The following is a 19,389-nucleotide window of genomic DNA, read 5'->3' as shown; positions in this document are numbered from 1 at the left end:
TACCTACAGAACAAATAGGCTACAACTACTACTGTCAGCACCCACATACAGAACAAATGTCATCCACCCTGACCGAGATGCTCGACAGCATCGACATAGACATACTGCGCGCGCTGCAGACCGACGCGCGCCTCTCTACGCGGCAACTTGCTACAAAAGTCCACCGCTCCCCTACTCCTGTGTTCGAGCGCCTGAAGCGACTGGAAGCCCAGGGATATATCAGCAGATATGTCGCTGTGCTTGACGCCGACAAACTCGGACGTGGGTTTGTGGTATTCTGCCAGGTAAAACTGCGACATATCAACCGCGACATAGCGTCGGGATTCGTAAGCCTTGTAAAGTCGCTCCCGGAGGTCACAGAATGCTACAACGTAAGCGGAGCCTTCGACTATCTGCTCAAGATATACGCCCCGTCGATGGCCGACTACCGCGACTTTGTGCTCAACAAACTCGGCGCATTCGACTTCATCGGTGCCATAGAGTCAACATTTGTAATGTCGGAAATCAAACGCGAGTACGCCATCCCGCTATGATGCCTGCATTATGTTTATTTAACTTTACTGTGCCATGTTTTTGCACACATCATTCCTTATCTTTGCATTATCATCAGAAATCAATATAAAACATCATACTTATGGCACCAACCGACAAAACCAAGAAAACCGCCGCTAAAAAGAAAGGCGAACCGACAGCCGACCCAAAGCAGGCGAAGCTCAGCGCGCTGACAGCCGCCATGGAGCGTATAGAAAAAACATATGGCCGCGGAGCCATAATGAAACTCGGCGATGACAACATCACCGACGTCGATGTAATACCCTCCGGCTCCATAAGCCTCAACTTCGCTCTGGGTGTAGGCGGATTTCCACGCGGACGTATTACCGAAATCTACGGTCCGGAATCATCCGGCAAGACAACTCTTGCCCTCCACGCCATAGCCGAGGCGCAGAAAAAAGGAGGCATAGCAGCCCTGATTGACGCCGAGCATGCATTCGACCGCTTCTATGCGGCCAAACTCGGAGTAGATGTAGACAATCTCCTGATATCGCAGCCCGACACCGGCGAGCAGGCTCTTGAAATCGTAGAGCAGCTGATCCGCTCATCGGCAATCGACATAATCGTAGTCGACTCGGTAGCCGCGCTTACACCGAAAGCCGAAATCGAAGGCGATATGGGCGACCGCAACGTAGGCCTACAGGCACGACTCATGTCACAGGCCATGCGCAAACTCACGGGAGCCATCGCACGCACCAACACATGCTGCATATTCATCAACCAGCTGCGTGCCGCAATCGGCGGCATGGGATTCGGCCCCGCCGAAACCACCACCGGTGGCAACGCCCTCAAGTTCTACGCGTCCGTGCGTATAGATATACGTCCGTCCTCTACACTCAAGGACAAAAAGGAACAGCCCATCGGACGACATGCCAAGATTAAAATTGCAAAAAACAAGGTAGCTCCTCCATTCAAGCGCGCCGAATTCGACATCATGTTCGGAGAAGGCATCTCGCGCACCGGAGAAATCGTTGACCTTGGCGTCGAATACGATATCATAAAGAAGAGCGGCTCATGGTTCAGCTACAACGGCGATAAACTCGCCCAGGGACGCGATGCTGTAAAACAAGTGCTCGCCGACAATCCCGAATTGTTTGAAGAGCTCGAGCAAAAGATTACCGAGGCCATCAAAGGGAATCCCGAAGCAGGAGCACCCAAAAAGTCTAAGCTCTCGCTTAAAAAGAAAGATGACGATGACGATGACATTGATGAAAACAACGATGAAGAATCCACCGAAGAGGGACGTCAGGCCGACCTTGACCTTGATGATTTCCCCGAGGAGGACTTCTCTATCGACGATGACGCCCGCGACTGATATCACCCCGCCGCCCCACACCCGATAGAGTCGGGAAAGCATAGGACGTATACAGAATCAGCGGCTTCGCTCCGGCATATGTATACCGCGACGAAGCCGCTGATTCTGTATACGTCCTCCCGGTGGTATGGACTACTGGCGCCAATATACCGTCGTATACCCGGTGCCGGTATTATACAGTTGCAGACATCCGTTAGGTGCAAACGACCAGCTGAAATTCCATACCGTACCATCGTAGAAATACACATTAAGCCATCCGCTGCCCGCGCTCCAGGTAAAATCGTATTCATCGCCATACGCATCCTCGTACACTCCGTCGCCATCACCGTCAAAATCAAAATAGGTGTCGGTCTCCGGACTGTACCACTCACCTATCAAAGGCGAGCTATAAGAGTCGTAGTAATTGTCGTCATCCTCGTCGCACGAGGTGGCACACAGAGCCACAATTACAAACATAAGGCTCATAAGCAGATGCTTATACGGGTAGAGTCGCTGTATCATAAATCATAAATATTTGTTTGTCGAGAAAGTAAGGCAATCGCCCGAAGCACACGGAATGCGAATTGCCGGAAGAGTCTGTATAGATTTAACAAAATTCCACTAACTTTGTTGTTATATTAACAAAACTCGCGACAATGCACCTTACCAGAATACTCCGTCCGATATTCATGCGCCGGGCTAACGCATGGCGCCGCAATTCTGTGGTGCCCGAGAGGGTGCAGACCGCCGAGTTGATGAAACTTGTGAGAAAAGCCCGGTCGACATATATCGGCGAGACCTATGGATTCGAATCCATCACAAGCTACAATGACTTTGCCGCCAGAGTGCCGGTAAGCGACTATACATCGCTGCGACCGCTCGTAGAGCGCATGATTGCCGGAGAGCGCGACATCCTGTGGCCTGGCGCAGTACGCAACTTCGCTCAATCATCGGGCACATCCGACGGGAAAAGCAAGTATATACCCATCACTCCCGACGGCTTCAAGCGCAACCACTATCAGGGCGGATTCGACGTAGTGGCCCATTATCTCGCATCCAACCCCGACAGCCGGATATTCTCAGGAAAAGCATTTATACTCGGAGGCAGCTTTGCCAACGAGCTGTCCCTGAAGCCGGGAATAAAGGTCGGCGACCTGTCGGCCAACCTCATCAACAATATAAACCCGCTGGCCAACATGGTGCGCATACCCTCAAAGGATATAGCTCTGATGGCCGACTGGACACAAAAACTACCACGGCTGGTAGAGGCTGCATCGAAATGCGATGTCACCAACATATCCGGAGTGCCGTCATGGTTCCTGACGGTGATAAAAGAGGTGATGAAACAGAGCGGCGCCGAGTCTATCCATCAGGTATGGCCCAACCTCGAGGTATTCTTCCACGGAGGCATATCCTTCAAGCCTTACCGGCGGCAGTATGAGCATATCACCGACACAACGAAGATGCATTATCTTGAGACATATAATGCCTCAGAAGGCTTCTTCGCCGTACAGACCGACCCGTTGCGCCACATGATGTCGATGCTGCTCGACATAGGCGTGTTCTTCGAATTCATACCGCTTGACCAGACCGGAGAGAAATTTCCCGATGCCGCCACGGCATGGACTGTCGAGGAGGGAAAGACATATGCGCTCGCAATCACATCGTGCAACGGACTGTGGCGATACGCCATAGGCGATACAGTGCGAATCGAGAGCCGCTATCCGCTCAACATCACCATAGCAGGCCGTACTCGGAGTTTCATCAACGCATTCGGCGAGGAGCTGATGGTGTACAATGCCGAAGCAGCAATATCATCCACATGCGCGAAACTCGGATGTGCCGTGTCCAACTATACCGCAGCCCCGGTATATGCAGGCGACCGTTCGCGCGGACGCCACCAGTGGCTCATCGAGTTTGCCACCCCGCCGCGTTCCACCGCGGAATTCGCCGAGGCTCTCGACAAAGCACTTCAGGCCGAAAACTCCGACTATCAGGCAAAACGTGCGGGAAACCTCTTCCTCGACCCTCCGGAAATTATTACGGGACGTCACGGAGTGTTCGACCGATGGCTCGCAATTACAGGCAAACTCGGAGGCCAGAGAAAGATACCCCGCCTGTCCAACGACAGAAAGACCATAGATACTCTCCTCTCGCTCAACAACCAGTAACCCCTACCCCAACCGACAGATTATGATACGAAACCTTCTCTTTGACCTTGGCGGAGTGATAATGGATATCGAACGCGAACGCTGCGTGAACGCTTTCCGGCAGCTTGGCATGGACAATATCGGCGATTTCCTCGGCGACTATGGCCAGAAAGGCGCGTTCGGTCAGCTCGAAGAGGGACTTATCTCACCCGCAGAATGGCGCGAAGAAGTGCGCCGCAACATCCCACATGAAGTAACGGACGCACAGATTGACGAGGCTTTCAACAGCTTCCTCATCGGCATCCCCATCCACCGTCTGGAGGCACTGAGAGAACTCCACAAGCATTATCGTCTGTATCTGCTCAGCAACACCAACTCCGTGATGTGGAACTCTAAAATCGCCGAGTCTTTTACAGCCGAAGGCCTTACCGTAAATGATTACTTCGACGGAATCACCACCTCATTCGAGGCTAAAGCGATGAAGCCGGCACCCGAGATATTCCGCAAGGTAGCCGACGACTACGCAATACTGCCTGAGGAGACAATATTCTTTGACGACTCACTGGCCAACTGCAAGAGTGCCGGCGAGCTCGGATTCCAATATATACATGTAGCTCCGGGCACAGAATTCAAGGCCCTCCTGGCCGAAAAAATCAGCCGCGACTCCAACTGACCTATTATTTCTCCACCTTATCAAATACCCTATAACAGATGAAAATAGTAAACTTCGCCGAATACCCCTCGGTAATCAGCCAATACATGATGGAGCTGCGCAATGTCAACATCCAGAGCGACATGCTCCGCTTCCGCCGCAATCTCGAACGCATAGGCGAAATAATGGCCTTCGAGATAAGCCGCACACTCCGCTACCGCAAGGAGACGGTCGACACCCCGCTTGCGCCATGCAAATGCGACGTAATCGACACCCAGGTAGTACTCGCCACAATATTCCGTGCGGGCATTCCATTCCATCAGGGATTCCTCAACATCCTCGACACTGCTGAAAACGCATTTGTGTCGGCCTACAGGAAATACCGTGAGAAAGAAAACTTCGATGTATTTATCGAATACCTCGCATCGCCGCGCCTCGACGGGAAGACTCTGATTCTGGTCGACCCCATGCTGGCCACCGGAAAATCGATGGAACTGAGCTATCATGCGCTGCTCACCAAAGGCACTCCGGCCCACGTACACATCGCGTCGGTAATCGCCTCACAGGATGCGGTAGACTATGTCAAGGAGCATTTCCCGGCCGAACATACCACTCTGTGGGTAGGAGCCATCGACCCTGAAATCAATCCCCACAGCTATATCGTGCCGGGCCTCGGCGACGCAGGCGATCTCGCCTACGGTACAAAAGACTGAACAAACAAATGTGTCCCGAAAACAGATAAAATCACAACTATGCAAACAAAGACATCTGTTCACACACAATTATCAAGAATTTCCGATAAGCGGCAAACGATTAGGACATGTATATTCATTTTCTCTCAAATACCCATACTTACCAAGTCGGAGTATGCTACAGAGATTGTAGGCATATGCTTCATACTGTCTATAATATTATGCTTCAGCCAAATATATTGCTACCGAAACGGCGATGACAAAAAACGGTCGTATATCGATGCTATAAAAAAGAGCCTTTATGGCATCTATTTTGCAGGCATGATGCTGATTATATGGATTCTCGTAATGATATCCATACCGTAAGAATGACGTATCACAACAACAGAAGTGCACCCCGAAGGTAATATAACCTTCGGGGTGCACTTCTGTTGTTGTGGCACAGGCCTACGCCGGCGATTTCGCCTATGGTACAAAGGATTGAACAAACAGCGACATACGGAGGTTAAGAATAAACATACTATTATAATCTTTCCTGCCGTATGTTTGACCCTGAATTCCACAATCTCCTTTTGCGCAAACGCGACGAGACAGTCGAGAACAATCCACAGGCTATCAGTCTGATTGTAGCCCGACTCGAACTAAAACCCGACAACATAGTGCTCGATGCCACAGCCGGTACCGGACAGTTGCTTCCATACCTATTCAAAAGGCTCACAGGCTCAGGATGGGTCGATGCCTACGACCTGTCATGCGGGCTGCTCGAACAGGCTGCCGCGGCCTACGGCAGTAGCGCCAAGGCCCGATTCATACTCGGTGATGTGGAACACGATGCCATATTCGGCGCCTACGACGCGATTGTGGTGTTCTGTATGCTGCCGTCGTTTGACGACCCTGTAGCCACCGTAAAACGCATGTATGATGACCATCTGATGCCGGGCGGACATCTTGTGATAGGATTTCCCTGCTCCAAAGAGGAGATAAACTCGCTTCACGCCGATATGGGTAAAAAGGGAGAGCCCCATTTCCTTGACTCCGCCGAGGAACTGGCATCGCGCCTAACAAAGGCCGGCATGACCGTGTCATACACCCGCGACGACGACTCGGCCTACATAATCACCCTCACCAAATAATCCCGACAAGCTACCCCAACATAAGCGCATAAACAGATCGAGGCCCCGCTTCATGGCGGGGCCTCGATACTATTGCTATATAAAGTGTGTGTTTATCGTCTGCGGGGTTACAGCACAACCTTCTGTCCGGAGATTACGTATACGCCCTGGAGCAGACCACTTACCTCGTTGCGACCTGCGGAGAGGCGAATCTCTCTGAGGCGCATACCGTTGACACTATACAGGTCGATGCTGAGACCCTCGGTGTCGGAGTAGATGACGAGGACGCCATTTTCAGCGGCTATACGCAGACCACTCTCGGCATACACGCCGTCGATGCCGGTAGGAACGCCCGGAGCTTCCTCGATATTGATGTCAAAGCGGTCGCCCGAAGGAGCCACTGCATATACCGAGAAGGGAGCGGCAGTCACGGTCTCTGCATAATCGTCCGAGGTGGCGAAAGCAGAGCCGTCGTCGGTAAGCATATAGGTGGTAGCCGTGGGGAGTTCGCTCTTGGCAAATGTAGCCGACAGAGTGTAGTGTGCTCCGTTTACGCTGATATTATCGGGAGTATTGGCCACTTCGCAGGCACCAGACTCGAAGCGTACCACACCTGGCTCGGTTTCGGCACACAGACCGGCCACGTAGGGTACATTGGCCTGAATACCCGCCATGAGGCTGAGTCCTTCGGCTGTCTCATCAGAGAGCGAGGCAACCATATAAGAACCGTTGGCACCTACCTCGTCGTCGCTGCCGGTATAGGCGGAAATCTCATCGCCGGCCACGTTGGTAACCTTGGCGGGAACGAACGGAATCACGAACGAGTTCCAGTTGCTTGCTCCATAGGATACATCGAGAGGCATTTCCATGCTGATGGTATTACCCTCGGTCACATTGAATGTGTTGAGAGCGCGGAAGTCGTACATCGGATCGATAGAGATGCTTCCGAGAGCCTCGTATACGCGGCCACCTTCGACGGTGTCATCCTTGCGGACACGTACATAGTTGGCAGGGGCGTCGGGCACGGCCACATTCTCATCGAGGTATACGATACAGTTGGGGTTGATGCCGGCAAACGCATCGGCAGAATATCCCTCGGCACGCGCACTGCGCGATACGCTACGCACACGGGCCACGGTAGTCTCGGAACCGGGAGCTGTGAAAATCACGCTTGTAAGACCGGTACAGCCGTTGAAGGCATTCGCGCCTATCGACTTGACATCGGTAAAGTTGATTGTCTGGAGCGAGCTACATCCGCTGAATGCATTGGCACCTATAGATGAAACGCATGAGGGTACCTCGACACCGGTAAGGTTGGTACAGCCGCTGAATGTACCGTCCTCGATATGGTCGGCTGCAGGGAGCGATACCGTAACGAGAGTCTCTTTGCCGGCCATAGCCTCGGCGGGGAGAGCGGTGGTGAGCTCAGAGAGGTCAAGTTCCTGGATAGAGGGCAGCTGGTCGATAACATCCTTCACCTTGTCGGCCTCGATATCACCGGCAAGAGCTATAGAGGTTACATCGACTGCATCGGCAGGAGTGATTGCATCGATATCGGCAGAGGTAAGTGTAGCGCCGTTGACAGGCACTGCCGAGATGCTTACAGCCACATTGCTGTCAGTGACATCTACGGTATAGTAGCCTTCCTCGTCGGGAGAAACCACATTCTCGCCATTCTTGACTGAAATAGCAATCTTGGGATTATTCTCGGTAAGAGAAACCTTGAAGCGTACGGAGCTGTTCTCTTTTACGTTTTCGAGTACAGGAGCGAGAGCGTTGTAGTAGTTGAATGTCTCAAACTCCGTAGCCTCATCGCCGGCACTCTCTTCATTGTTACGGATATTGTCGACGGCAACCAGGAGGTTGGCAGAAGCACAGTTGAATGTTACATCGTAGAGGTATGCAACCTCGACAGCGTGGTTGCCGCTCTTGTCGGCATGCTTGTTGGGGTTGTAATAGGTAATGCTTATCGATCCGTCGGCACCGATCTTGTCGGCGTCGAGCAGCTTGCCGTTGTCGTAAACCTTGTACTTCCGTGATGCATCGTAAGCATCAACACCTTCAGGACGATTTGCACTCTCATTGCTTCCGGTCGCTACATAGAGCTTGCAATCCATCTGCTCGAGCTTGACATTGTCTTTAAGGAAAGATGCGATTTTGGACACATCGACACCGGCTTCTGCGATAAAGCACCGCGAGGGATCGAAATCGAGAGCATACACGGGATATTCACCTACAAGATTGAATCCGCCTGCTTCCCAACCGTTAGACCATTGATTCTCAAAGTCTCCATCATCAACACGAGGAGTCTTATATGCGGTAAGATGCTCGGCTGGAACCACTACAGTCACCTTTGTATTGTCGGGAAGGCCTGTTTTCAGTGCATGATAATTAGAATAATACCAATGGCCAACCTTACCGCCCACTCCGGGGACGCAAGGCAGATATATAGTCTCAAGCGATGTACAGCCTTTGAATACATCATCATTAAGACCACCGCGGGTCAGATTTTTCACCGCTCCTACATATGGAGTGGGACCTGTAGTCCAGTTGCGAAGATTGGAGGGCAATCTGATTTCTCTGAGTCGGCTGCACCCGTTGAAACAAAGGTCGTCAAACTGAGTCAGAGAAGAGGGGAGTACAATCTCTTCGATATAGCATCCTCCGAGAGCGTCATTTTTAAAAGCATTCCTCGGGAAAACATTGTCAAGACCATTCTTTGCATCCTTGTCGCGGTCACGCACGAATGTAGCCTCAGAGAGGTCAAGATAGCGGATGTTTGCAGCAATCCAATAATTCTCACGGAAGAAATTAAAGTCATAATAATCAAGTTTTCCTACAATCTTGAGTTTCTTGATATTCTTATATTTCTCGGCCATCTGATGGTTGAGAACCCCCCAGTTATCGATACCTTCATCACCAGATAAATACAGATGTTCGCCATCCTTAAGTACAATTGTAGCCTCAGTATATGTAACAGGAGGATATATATTTATATCGAAATCAATATCTTGCTTGGCAATGAACGAATATGTAAATGCCTTGCCAGCCTTTATGATGGTATCACCATTGACAACAGCATCAATCATATGCGATGCCTGCTTGGGTGTAATCTTGAAGGTGAGGTCGCGGCCATGGACAGCGGTCGACACGACCCCCGACATATTGGCCTTCGACTCGAGTCCCTCAGAAAATGTAAAGTTGTAGACGGGAGTCTGGTTGTTGAGAGCGGGTAGAGAAGCTATTACATTATCGTTCTTGCCGTTGACAAGAGCCCAAGTCCTCTTGTTGAAGGATGTGGCCAGACGGATGAGATTGCCTTCGCGCACAGTAGCGTCGTTGACACAGCAGTTTACATTCATCTTCAGACCCTTGCCTGGGCCTGCCGACCAGTTGCCAATGGGTGAAATGAACTCTTTGATGCGACCATCGTCGGTAGTGAGTACCACAGCCCAAAATGCATTGTCGGTAACTGAGAACGAGTTGATACGGATAGAGAAGGGCACGCCGGGGAGCACATTGACGGCATCGGTAAACATACCGACAGTACCGCCGTCGTCGGTGATGGTCCAGGGCGATTCGTAGGTGCTGACAGGTGTGGGTTCTACGAGATCGAAGTGTATGATGGTGTTGCCGTTGAGCACGGTAGAATAGTTGCCCTGTGCGTCGGGCTTGAGCAGAGTAGAGTTGGCATAGACATCCATGCGGTTGTCGTTGTCGGCGATATGCTCGGCCGAGAATACAATCTTCTTGCCTTTCTCGTATGAGCCGGGCTTGATGTCGCACACATATTTTACGTCATCGTCTTCCATCACGGCAAACGAACAGTCGGAAGTAGACACGATCGGGTCAACGACGATATTGGCGATGTCCTTCCAGTATTCCTTGGCCTTGTAGTTGTTGACGGCAGCCTCGCTGGGACAGTGGAGAGTCATGCGGCTGGTAGGAGTGGCATGGAGCACACACCAGTTGATATAGACGGGATTCGAATTGCTCACCCATATATCGAGAAGACCCGACGAAGCATTGAATACATTGTAGTCAATGGTCCTGACGCCGGCAGGGATTACCATCTTGGAGATGCCGCAGGAGCGGAATGCGCCGTTGCACAGACGGTTTACACTGTTGGGGAGCACAACCTCCTTGAGTTTCCACAGATTGCGGAAAGCATCGCGGGGCACTGCATTGGCGGGGTCTGAGCCGTTGGCAAGGATGCGTACCGACGAAATGTCGAGTCGGGTAAGGCTCTTCATGTTGCCCTTGATGAAGGCAAAGTCGCGGGAGTCCATCGTGCCGAACAGAGTGAGTTCTTTCAGCGCAGTGGCGTCGCCGCCCGGGAGCAGCGATTCAAGCGAACCGGCCTCAACCCAGAGGCTACGCTTCTCTTTTACATCGGCTGCATTCTGGACGTAGACTGTAATCTCCTGGTCGGAAACCACATTGCCGATGGTGTATGTGTGGTTGGCACCGGGCGAAACCACATATCCGTTGGCTTTTACAGTCACCATATCGCGCTCGGGGAATTCGGGCACTACGGTAAAATGATAGTTCCATCCGCGGATTACCGAATTTTCGCCGGTGAATGTAGCACCTGTAATCGACGATGGACGTGTGATGGCGAAATACTGTGGAGCGGCGCCTTTGGCGGGAATCTCGTTGGTGGTGACAAGCTCGCCGGCTACAGGGAGCCAAGTAGTGCCGTTGTCGGCGCTTGTGGCCATACGTATCATGTCGCCGTCGGCAACAGCCACTCCTGCGGGAAGCTGGCATTTGAAGTCGGCATATCCGTAGGGATAAATAGCCATGCCCGACAGAGAGAATCCATCAATGGCGCTGAGCAGCGACTTGAATGTGCCCTGGGCGTCAAAGAGGGCGACTGCAATCTTTCCGCTGAAGTCGTTGTAGCTGACATTCTTCAGGTTGCCGACTCTTACGGTAAAGGAAGTGCCTACGGCGAGATCACCTTTGAGGTCGGAACCCATACCCACCTGGCGTCCGTCGGCAGTGATATGAATTGGCGACCATGAGCTGTTGTTGCCGTTGCCGGGCTTGATATTATATATAATGGTAGTCAGGTTGTTGAAGCTGTGTTGCTGGCTGACGGTAGGATTGAGGGCGGTGCTTGCATACCATCCTCCATTGTTGTTGCCGTCGGCTCCGCCCCATCCCCAGTTGACATGAATCATGCTGGTCAGGGGATCATATCCGTCGACCACGAATGCATGGCCGGCAGTCACATCCTGTCCGCAATAGAGCACGGGGCGACCGGCCTTTATGTCGTTTTCGACGAGACGGTCGAACTCGGCTTGAGTCGCGGCCTCAGAGCGTTTCTTGAATGACACTCCGGGGTCGTAGCCGAAATAGTTGATAAGGGCGGCAGGCACCTTTACCTCATATGCACTTGAACCGGAGTAACCGAACTGAGTGCCGATACTTGCCGCAGCATGGTATACGAGCGTAGCCACGGCGTTGGCCTCGGTTTCTGAGTAACCATAGCGGTAATTGTCCATGCGCATGTTGTCCCAGTCGTAGGCCACATCGAAGTTGACACCGTTGTAGCTGCCGGTACCGCGCTGGGGATAGTTGTGATATTTCATGATTGTGGCCATAGCTGTGCCTACACAGCCTACCAGCGGTCGGCCCGGAATCATATTGTTGAATGGGGCCTCCTGACGCCATTCCGGTGTGTTCAGAAGGATTTTCTCATTGCTTCGGGCGGCACGGCGCATAACGCTGCGGCGCACCTCCTGGGTGGTTGGTTTCTGGAGCTTGGATGCCGCCTTGATTTCATTCTCAAGGCCGCCCATCATCCATTTCATAGCGGGGGGCACGGAGGCGACATTGTAGTTGTTTTCAAGAGAATAGCCAAGCACGGGAGTAGTACAGTCGTCGGCCGAGACGATAACGAATCCCTGACCCTGGCGTGCGTTGAATACGTAGTAGAGCGGTTTTGCTGCGTCGCCGCATGTATACACAAGCTCTAATGCACTTTCAGAGGCTAAATTTTCCTGACCGCTTGCGGCAAAGAAATCGGCAGCGAGCTGCCTGGCATTGTCCGCAGACACGGTACCTGCATAGGCCATAGAGGCCGCGGTTCCGGCAAGTAAAGTGAAAATCAGCCTTTTAGAGAACTGTTGAAACATAACTTTTTTGTTAATTTTCGCTATTGGTTTACTTATTATGTATAAAATATGTGAGATTAATCTTTAGACACTTCGGTGTGCATTATCAACATTCTGACAATCAATCAACTACACATCCTTGGTTTATTCTGCCCACAAAGTTACATAATAAATCCTAAATAAAAAAAATCCGGCAATATATTTCAATCCTGTGTCATATCTGTTGCATTCCGGTGTATCACCACTGTAACAATGACTATCTTTAAATCACATCATTCCATAACGGACACCCCTCTGTACCTACCATGCAACTACCACCTCTGCGTATCATATAGATAATAAAAGCGCCCGCAGGCCTGATGGCCGCGGGCGCTGATGCTTTATGATTAGATGGGGCTGATTAGCCGTTTACCTTCTTCATGTGGGCGATGAGGTCGAGCACCTTGTTGGAGTAGCCGATCTCGTTGTCGTACCAGGAGATAACCTTAACGAAGGTCGGAGTGAGCTGGATACCGGCAGCCTTGTCGAAGATAGAAGTGCGGGGGTCGCCGAGGAAGTCGCTTGAAACGACTGCGTCCTCAGTGTAGCCGAGGATACCCTTGAGCTCGCCTTCGCTGGCTTCCTTCATGGCAGCGCAGATTTCGTCGTAAGTAGCGGGCTTTTCGAGGTTAACGGTGAGGTCAACAACAGATACGTCGAGGGTGGGGACACGCATAGACATACCGGTGAGCTTGCCGTTGAGTTCGGGGATTACTTTACCTACAGCCTTGGCAGCACCTGTAGAAGAGGGGATGATGTTGCCGGAAGCGGCACGGCCACCACGCCAGTCCTTCATAGAGGGACCGTCAACGGTCTTCTGAGTAGCGGTAGTAGAGTGAACGGTAGTCATGAGGCCTTCCTTAACGCCGAACTTGTCGTGGAGCACCTTGGTGATAGGAGCGAGACAGTTGGTTGTGCAAGAAGCGTTGGAAACGAACTGAGTGCCCTTAACATACTTGTCGAGGTTTACACCGCATACGAACATGGGGGTATCGTCCTTTGAAGGAGCCGACATAACTACATACTTGGCACCGGCTTCGATGTGGGCCTGAGCCTTTTCCTTTGTGAGGAAGAGACCTGTTGACTCAACAACGTATTCAGCCTCAACAGCTCCCCAGGCGATTTCAGCGGGGTTCTTGCAGGCGGTAACACGGATAGCCTTGCCGTTTACGATAAGAAGGCTCTTTTCGAGGTCGTAGTCAACAGTACCGTCGAACTTGCCGTGCATGGTGTCATACTTGAGCATGTAAGCCATGTAGTCAACGGGGAGGAGGTCGTTGATAGCAACTACCTCGATGTCGTCACGCTTTGTAGACGCACGGAACACGAAACGTCCGATACGGCCGAAGCCGTTAATACCGATTTTAGTCATAGTAATTCAATAAATTATTGGGTTATGATATTTTTTTCTGCCTTTCGGAAAGGTACGGGATAGCCGTATGTCTTTCACTCCGCAAAAGTAATAAATATTTTTCAATCGCCACATCTATATTTTTAAAATAAAAGAAAAATTTCCTTAATGCCTCCAATCGGGGAAATCGTGACAAGATTTTTGAACCGCGGGGTGCATTATTCCGTTAATTTTCGTAGTTTTGCACTAACTTTATATTTTAGAAGTCCTATGGGAAAATTTCTTACCGAATTCAAGGAGTTTGCCATGAAAGGCAATGTCATCGACATGGCAGTCGGCGTAATCATCGGCGGCGCTTTCGGCAAAATCGTAACATCGCTGGTCAACGATATAATCATGCCTCTTGTCGGGATAGCCACCGGCGGAGTAAACTTCAAGGACCACAAGATACTGCTCAAGGCGGCGGAGACCGCAGCCGACGGCACTGTAATCAATCCGGAGGTTGTGCTCACCTGGGGAGTGTTCGTACAGTCGATTGTGGATTTTCTCATCATCGCCTTCTGTATATTCGTGGCTATCCGCTGGATGAACAAGCTCAAGAAAGCCACCGTCAAGGCCGAGGAAGAAGCTCCGGCAGCAACTCCGGCCGAGCCGACCAAAGAGGAACAGCTTCTGACCGAGATACGCGACCTGCTCAAGGCCCAGGCCCGGTCGGACAAGAAATAACCAGAATTCATTAACACATAATCATGTCAAAAGTCATAATCATCGGCTGCGGAGGCGTAGGTACTGTCGTAGCCTACAAATGCGCACAGAACCCCGACGTATTCACCGAAATCGTGCTGGCCTCGCGCACAAAGAGCAAATGTGACGCCCTGGCCGCAAAGATAGGCGCACCCAACATCACCACCGACCGTGTGGACGCCGATAACGTAGACGATATCGTGGCTCTTTTCGAGCGCCACAAGCCCCGTCTGGTAATCAACGTAGCTCTTCCCTATCAGGATCTCGCCATCATGGAGGCTTGTCTGAAGTGTGGCGTCAATTATCTTGACACCGCCAACTACGAGCCCAAGGATGTGGCCCACTTCGAGTATTCATGGCAGTGGGCCTACCGCGAGCGCTTTGAGAAGGCCGGTCTGACCGCCATACTCGGCTGCGGATTCGACCCGGGTGTATCAGGAGTGTTCACAGCATATGCAGCCAAACACCACTTCTCGGAGATGGAGTATCTCGACATAGTCGACTGCAATGCCGGTGACCACGGCAAGGCATTCGCCACCAACTTCAACCCGGAAATCAATATCCGCGAAATCACTCAGAACGGCCGCTACTACGAGGCCGGGGAGTGGAAGGTGACCAAACCGCTGGAAATCCACGCACCCCTCACCTACCCCAACATCGGCGCACGCGACTCCTACCTGCTCTACCACGAAGAGCTGGAGAGCCTGGTGATTAACTTCCCCACCATCAAGCGCGCCCGCTTCTGGATGACCTTCGGCCAGGAATACCTGACCCACCTGCGCGTAATACAGAACATCGGCATGGCCCGCATCGACGAGGTGGAATACAACGGCACGAAGATAATACCCCTGCAGTTCCTGAAAGCCGTGCTCCCCAATCCGCAGGATCTCGGCGAGAACTATCACGGCGAGACCTCAATCGGCTGCCGCATATCGGGCAAGGACAAGGAGGGCAAGCCCCTTACCTATTATATCTACAACAACTGTAGCCATGAGGCAGCCTTCCGCGAGACCGGCATGCAGGCCGTCAGCTACACCACCGGCGTACCCGCCATGGCCGGCGCCATGATGTTCCTCACCGGCAAGTGGGAGAAGCCCGGCGTACACAACGTAGAGGAGTTTGACCCCGATCCGTTCCTGGCTATAATCGCCGCCCAGGGTCTCCCCTGGCACGAAGTGCTCAACGGCGACCTCGAAGTGGACAAAATCGGCTGATACCGGAGCCGCCACCCGATAACACATTGAGCCTGCCGCCCGGCAACAAATATACCGGGCGCAGGCTTTTTACAGTTTATACCAGCAATTATAGCCGCAACTATGGAATATTTTCTCATCGACCAGCCCGGCGAAACATATTATCCGCGCCCGGAGGGGAGCATTCTAATCAATTCCCCCGCTGCATCCCTAAAGGTCGTGATGTGGATAAAAGGCGCATGGCGTGCGGTAAACGCTACAACTAATGACGATATATTGCTATGCTACCTTGACATACAGGCAGTAATATGCTGGTGGATTGCGATACTCACATGCCGCAAGCGCAATATCGTTGCCATAAATATACTTCTTAAAGACAAGCCGACTCTGAAAAACAGAGTTGCGTCGTGGCTTTACAAGCGGGCCCTTTCCTCCAAAAGATTCCATGCGACAGTGACCTCTCCGGAATACGGCAAATGGCTTAACCGCAAATTCCGACGCGACTTCAGTTACTATCACCTCCCCGACCTGTATGTATATGATGACCTTGCCGATATCGCTGCCACGACTCCTGTGGAGCCCGACACCGTATTCTGCGGAGGCAAAAACGGACGTGACTGGCAGATGATGGCTGATATAGCCAAGGCAATGCCCGAAATGAGATTCAAACTGATAATGCCGGGGGAGGTGTGGAACGCAATCGGCGCCTCACTCCCGCCAAATGTAACCTGCCGGCATGACATTCCGGTCGATGAATTCCTCCATGATATGGCCTCATCCGAAGTCGTATGCCTGCCTCTCGACACTGAAGCTCCGGCCGGCCTGATAGTCCTGTTTCAAGCCGCCGCAATGAACAAACCAATCGTAACATCCGACACAGTGACCACCCGAGGATATATAACCGACAAAATATCCAATGCTAGACTTGTAGCCAGTAAGAACCCTCTAAAATGGGCCGACACTATACGTCGGTCAACCAGTTGCAAAACCTCCTCAGGACACAGTCTGCGCAACTATCTTAGAAATAATTGCAACTCCGACTCTTTTGTCGGTCACCTTTCGAATATCATCAGTGGCTTGCAGAAATAATAATCATTCTATTCGACAACCGGAATCACATATCTGCCTATTAAATATACTTTATGCATCGAATAAGCGTTATTATTTATATCTAAATGGTGATTGAATAATAATCCTCATATCACATCAAATGAAAAAAATTTTACTTGTATTCGGCACTCGACCGGAAGCAATCAAAATGGCTCCCCTTGTTAACGAGCTTAAAAAATATAGTTCTGAATTAATTACAGAAGTCTGCGTTACCGGTCAGCACCGAGAGATGCTCGATCAAGTGCTTGAAATATTTGACATAACCCCTGATTATGATTTAAATATTATGAAAAGCGGTCAGGATTTATATGATATCACATCAAGGGTATTACTGGGAATGAAGGATGTGCTTGCTGAAAGTAAACCTGATATAGTACTTGTACATGGAGACACCACAACATCAACGGCTGCCGCATTAGCCGCATTTTATCAACAGATACCTGTAGGGCATATTGAAGCAGGCCTAAGAACAGGCGACCTAATGAATCCATGGCCCGAAGAACTTAACCGACAAATTACCGGAAGAATTGCAAGCCTCCATTTTGCACCAACTCCACTCAGCAAAGAGAATTTACGTAAAGAAAACATCGCTGCTGACATAATTTATATAACAGGCAATACTGTGATTGATGCCATACATTATGTATGTGATAAAATCGCACATAACTCCACTATCGCCAAACATATAGAAGAACTACTGATTGCCAAAGGATATAATCCATTGCGCAATAATAAAAAAGTGCTTATCACAGGACATCGCCGTGAAAATTTTGGAAACGGGTTCATCGGGATATGCAATGGAATCAAGAAACTCGCACAGAAATATCCTAATGTAGATTTTATCTATCCAATGCATCTGAATCCAAATGTAAGGCGTCCTATTAATGAAATATTTTTCACACCGAACCAGACTCAAATGACAAATGTATTTTTCATAGAACCATTAGACTATCTCTGTTTTGTTAGTCTTATGAATACATGCGACATCGTACTGACTGATAGTGGAGGCATACAGGAAGAAGCTCCAGGTCTTGGCAAACCGGTACTTGTAATGCGCACCACTACCGAGCGGCCGGAAGCAGTCGAGGCCGGAACAGTGAAACTGGTCGGCACAGATACAGATACTATATTTAATGAAGTATCGCAACTGCTTGACGACTCCGACTATTACGAAACAATGAGCAAAGCCGTCAATCCTTATGGCGATGGAAAAGCCTGCTCTCGTATTGCAAATATATTACGGTGCAATATTTAATTATTAAATAAGCTCTTAATCCATCCCGATTATCAAATCATAACCTGAATACAACCCATACTCCAACATGCCAAGTTATTATTTTTATCTGCCGGAGGGGCTTAGTGCGGCTACAGAATACTATGTAGATACTATTAGACAAGCATTGTTACGCAGGGGTGACAATGTAATATATACAGCAAAAATAAAAGATATCCCTCTCTACAGCAATATCGTGGCAATCCGAGCAATCGACCACATGACTGCATTGATAAGGCAACCTCGCACGACTATTGTATGGTATCAAGGAGTTGCCCCATATGAAGTAGAGCTTATATTTAAGGGAACGTTTCAATCAAAAGCTAAAAAATGGATACACACTCTCTCCGAAAAAGTAAGTCTCAATAAAGTAACCCTGCCGATATTTGTATCCGAAGCAATGATGCGCCATTATACAACAGCATACAATTGCACTTTCGGACACAACTACTTCATAATGCCATGTTTCAACATGGACATAATGAGCGAATGCTTCACTGTTTCGCGATATGAAAAGCCCCGTTTTCTATATGCAGGCAGCCTTGGCGCATGGGAAGACATCAACGGATTGATGGATATTTTTTGCCGGATTAAAAGCATTATACCATCTGCCGAGCTGGCAATATTCACAAATTATCCCAAAGAGGCCGGAAAATTACTTGAATACCATCATCTAAATGGAGAGGTAGATAGTCTGACCCCCAAGGAGCTACAGAAAAGAATGACAGAGTTCAAATATGGATTGATGGTAAGAAAGCCCAGCATAATAAACGACGTAGCGACTCCAACAAAAATAAATTCGTATATGTCAAGCGGGTTAATACCAGTATACTCTGATGTTGTATCAGATTACAGGACTAAAATAGCAAAAGAAAACCCATATGTCATCTCTTTTAAATCAAGAGAAGAATGTATCCGAGAGATTACGCGCTTTGAATCCACTCAGATTATCCCGGAAGAAATAAAAAAGGCACATACAAATACCTTCAATAGCTATTGGAACAGAGAAAAATATATCAATGAACTGACAAAAATACTGCCTTAGAGCTTGTTTAATAACCGATATTACCAATCTGAAATATTTAGAGCTTGTTTATTTACACCT

The 19,389-nt window shown here is 50.2% G+C and carries 14 protein-coding genes; 11 read left to right on the top strand and 3 right to left on the bottom strand.

Annotated elements, in window-relative coordinates; genetic code table 11:
- The first annotated feature begins 56 nt into the window (after window positions 1-56).
- Both ADH68_RS05945 and recA read left to right on the top strand, forming a co-directional pair.
- Window positions 57-533, top strand: coding sequence for an Lrp/AsnC family transcriptional regulator (locus ADH68_RS05945; protein WP_068961609.1), 477 nt, complete (start codon window positions 57-59; stop codon window positions 531-533).
- Window positions 534-634: 101 nt separating this feature from the next.
- A complete protein-coding gene (gene recA / locus ADH68_RS05940; RefSeq protein WP_084274126.1) occupies window positions 635-1,867 on the top strand; it encodes a recombinase RecA in 1,233 nt (410 codons plus the stop codon).
- A gap of 132 nt (window positions 1,868-1,999) precedes the next feature.
- Here recA and ADH68_RS05935 read toward each other — a convergent pair whose 3' ends face one another.
- The gene (locus tag ADH68_RS05935) at window positions 2,000-2,368 is read right to left on the bottom strand and encodes a hypothetical protein (RefSeq protein WP_068961610.1); all 369 of its coding nucleotides are present in this window, start codon (window positions 2,366-2,368) and stop codon (window positions 2,000-2,002) included.
- Window positions 2,369-2,502: 134 nt separating this feature from the next.
- Between ADH68_RS05935 and ADH68_RS05930 the strand changes: the two genes are divergently transcribed.
- The 4 genes from ADH68_RS05930 (at window position 2,503) to ADH68_RS05910 (ending at window position 6,473) form a co-directional block, all read left to right on the top strand.
- Window positions 2,503-4,017, top strand: a complete 1,515-nt coding sequence (locus tag ADH68_RS05930) for a GH3 auxin-responsive promoter family protein (protein WP_068961611.1) — start codon at window positions 2,503-2,505, stop codon at window positions 4,015-4,017.
- Window positions 4,018-4,039: 22 nt separating this feature from the next.
- Window positions 4,040-4,669 carry an HAD family hydrolase gene (locus tag ADH68_RS05925; RefSeq protein ID WP_068961612.1) on the top strand — a complete coding sequence of 210 codons (630 nt, stop codon included), beginning with the start codon at window positions 4,040-4,042 and terminating at the stop codon, window positions 4,667-4,669.
- A 38-nt stretch (window positions 4,670-4,707) separates the two neighbouring features.
- Window positions 4,708-5,361: a uracil phosphoribosyltransferase gene (upp, locus tag ADH68_RS05920; RefSeq protein ID WP_068961613.1), complete on the top strand. Its 654-nt coding sequence runs from the start codon at window positions 4,708-4,710 to the stop codon at window positions 5,359-5,361.
- Between the two features lie 521 nt (window positions 5,362-5,882).
- Window positions 5,883-6,473: a class I SAM-dependent methyltransferase gene (locus tag ADH68_RS05910; RefSeq protein WP_068961614.1), complete on the top strand. Its 591-nt coding sequence runs from the start codon at window positions 5,883-5,885 to the stop codon at window positions 6,471-6,473.
- Window positions 6,474-6,580: 107 nt separating this feature from the next.
- On the opposite strand, the gene ADH68_RS05905 is transcribed toward ADH68_RS05910, so the two are convergent.
- Both ADH68_RS05905 and gap read right to left on the bottom strand, forming a co-directional pair.
- A complete protein-coding gene (locus ADH68_RS05905) occupies window positions 6,581-12,595 on the bottom strand; it encodes a C10 family peptidase (RefSeq protein WP_084274127.1) in 6,015 nt (2,004 codons plus the stop codon).
- Between the two features lie 379 nt (window positions 12,596-12,974).
- Window positions 12,975-13,985: a type I glyceraldehyde-3-phosphate dehydrogenase gene (gene gap, locus ADH68_RS05900; RefSeq protein ID WP_068961616.1), complete on the bottom strand. Its 1,011-nt coding sequence runs from the start codon at window positions 13,983-13,985 to the stop codon at window positions 12,975-12,977.
- Between the two features lie 249 nt (window positions 13,986-14,234).
- On the opposite strand from gap, the gene mscL reads away from it, so the two are divergent.
- From mscL to ADH68_RS05875, 5 genes are all read left to right on the top strand, one after another.
- Window positions 14,235-14,690, top strand: a complete 456-nt coding sequence (gene mscL, locus ADH68_RS05895) for a large-conductance mechanosensitive channel protein MscL (RefSeq protein WP_068961617.1) — start codon at window positions 14,235-14,237, stop codon at window positions 14,688-14,690.
- 23 nt (window positions 14,691-14,713) lie between these two features.
- Window positions 14,714-15,922, top strand: a complete 1,209-nt coding sequence (locus ADH68_RS05890; RefSeq protein WP_068961618.1) for a saccharopine dehydrogenase family protein — start codon at window positions 14,714-14,716, stop codon at window positions 15,920-15,922.
- A 102-nt stretch (window positions 15,923-16,024) separates the two neighbouring features.
- A complete protein-coding gene (locus ADH68_RS05885; protein WP_068961619.1) occupies window positions 16,025-16,990 on the top strand; it encodes a glycosyltransferase in 966 nt (321 codons plus the stop codon).
- Window positions 16,991-17,111: 121 nt separating this feature from the next.
- On the top strand, window positions 17,112-18,266 hold the full coding sequence (gene wecB, locus ADH68_RS05880; RefSeq protein WP_068961620.1) for a non-hydrolyzing UDP-N-acetylglucosamine 2-epimerase: 1,155 nt from the start codon (window positions 17,112-17,114) through the stop codon (window positions 18,264-18,266).
- Between the two features lie 67 nt (window positions 18,267-18,333).
- The gene (locus ADH68_RS05875; protein ID WP_068961621.1) at window positions 18,334-19,329 is read left to right on the top strand and encodes a glycosyltransferase family protein; all 996 of its coding nucleotides are present in this window, start codon (window positions 18,334-18,336) and stop codon (window positions 19,327-19,329) included.
- Window positions 19,330-19,389 lie beyond the last annotated feature (60 nt).

The sequence above is a fragment of the Muribaculum intestinale genome (assembly GCF_002201515.1).
Taxonomy (GTDB): domain Bacteria; phylum Bacteroidota; class Bacteroidia; order Bacteroidales; family Muribaculaceae; genus Muribaculum; species Muribaculum intestinale.
Note: the sequence above shows the minus strand (reverse complement) of the source record. Positions and strands in the feature narration are given on the sequence as shown.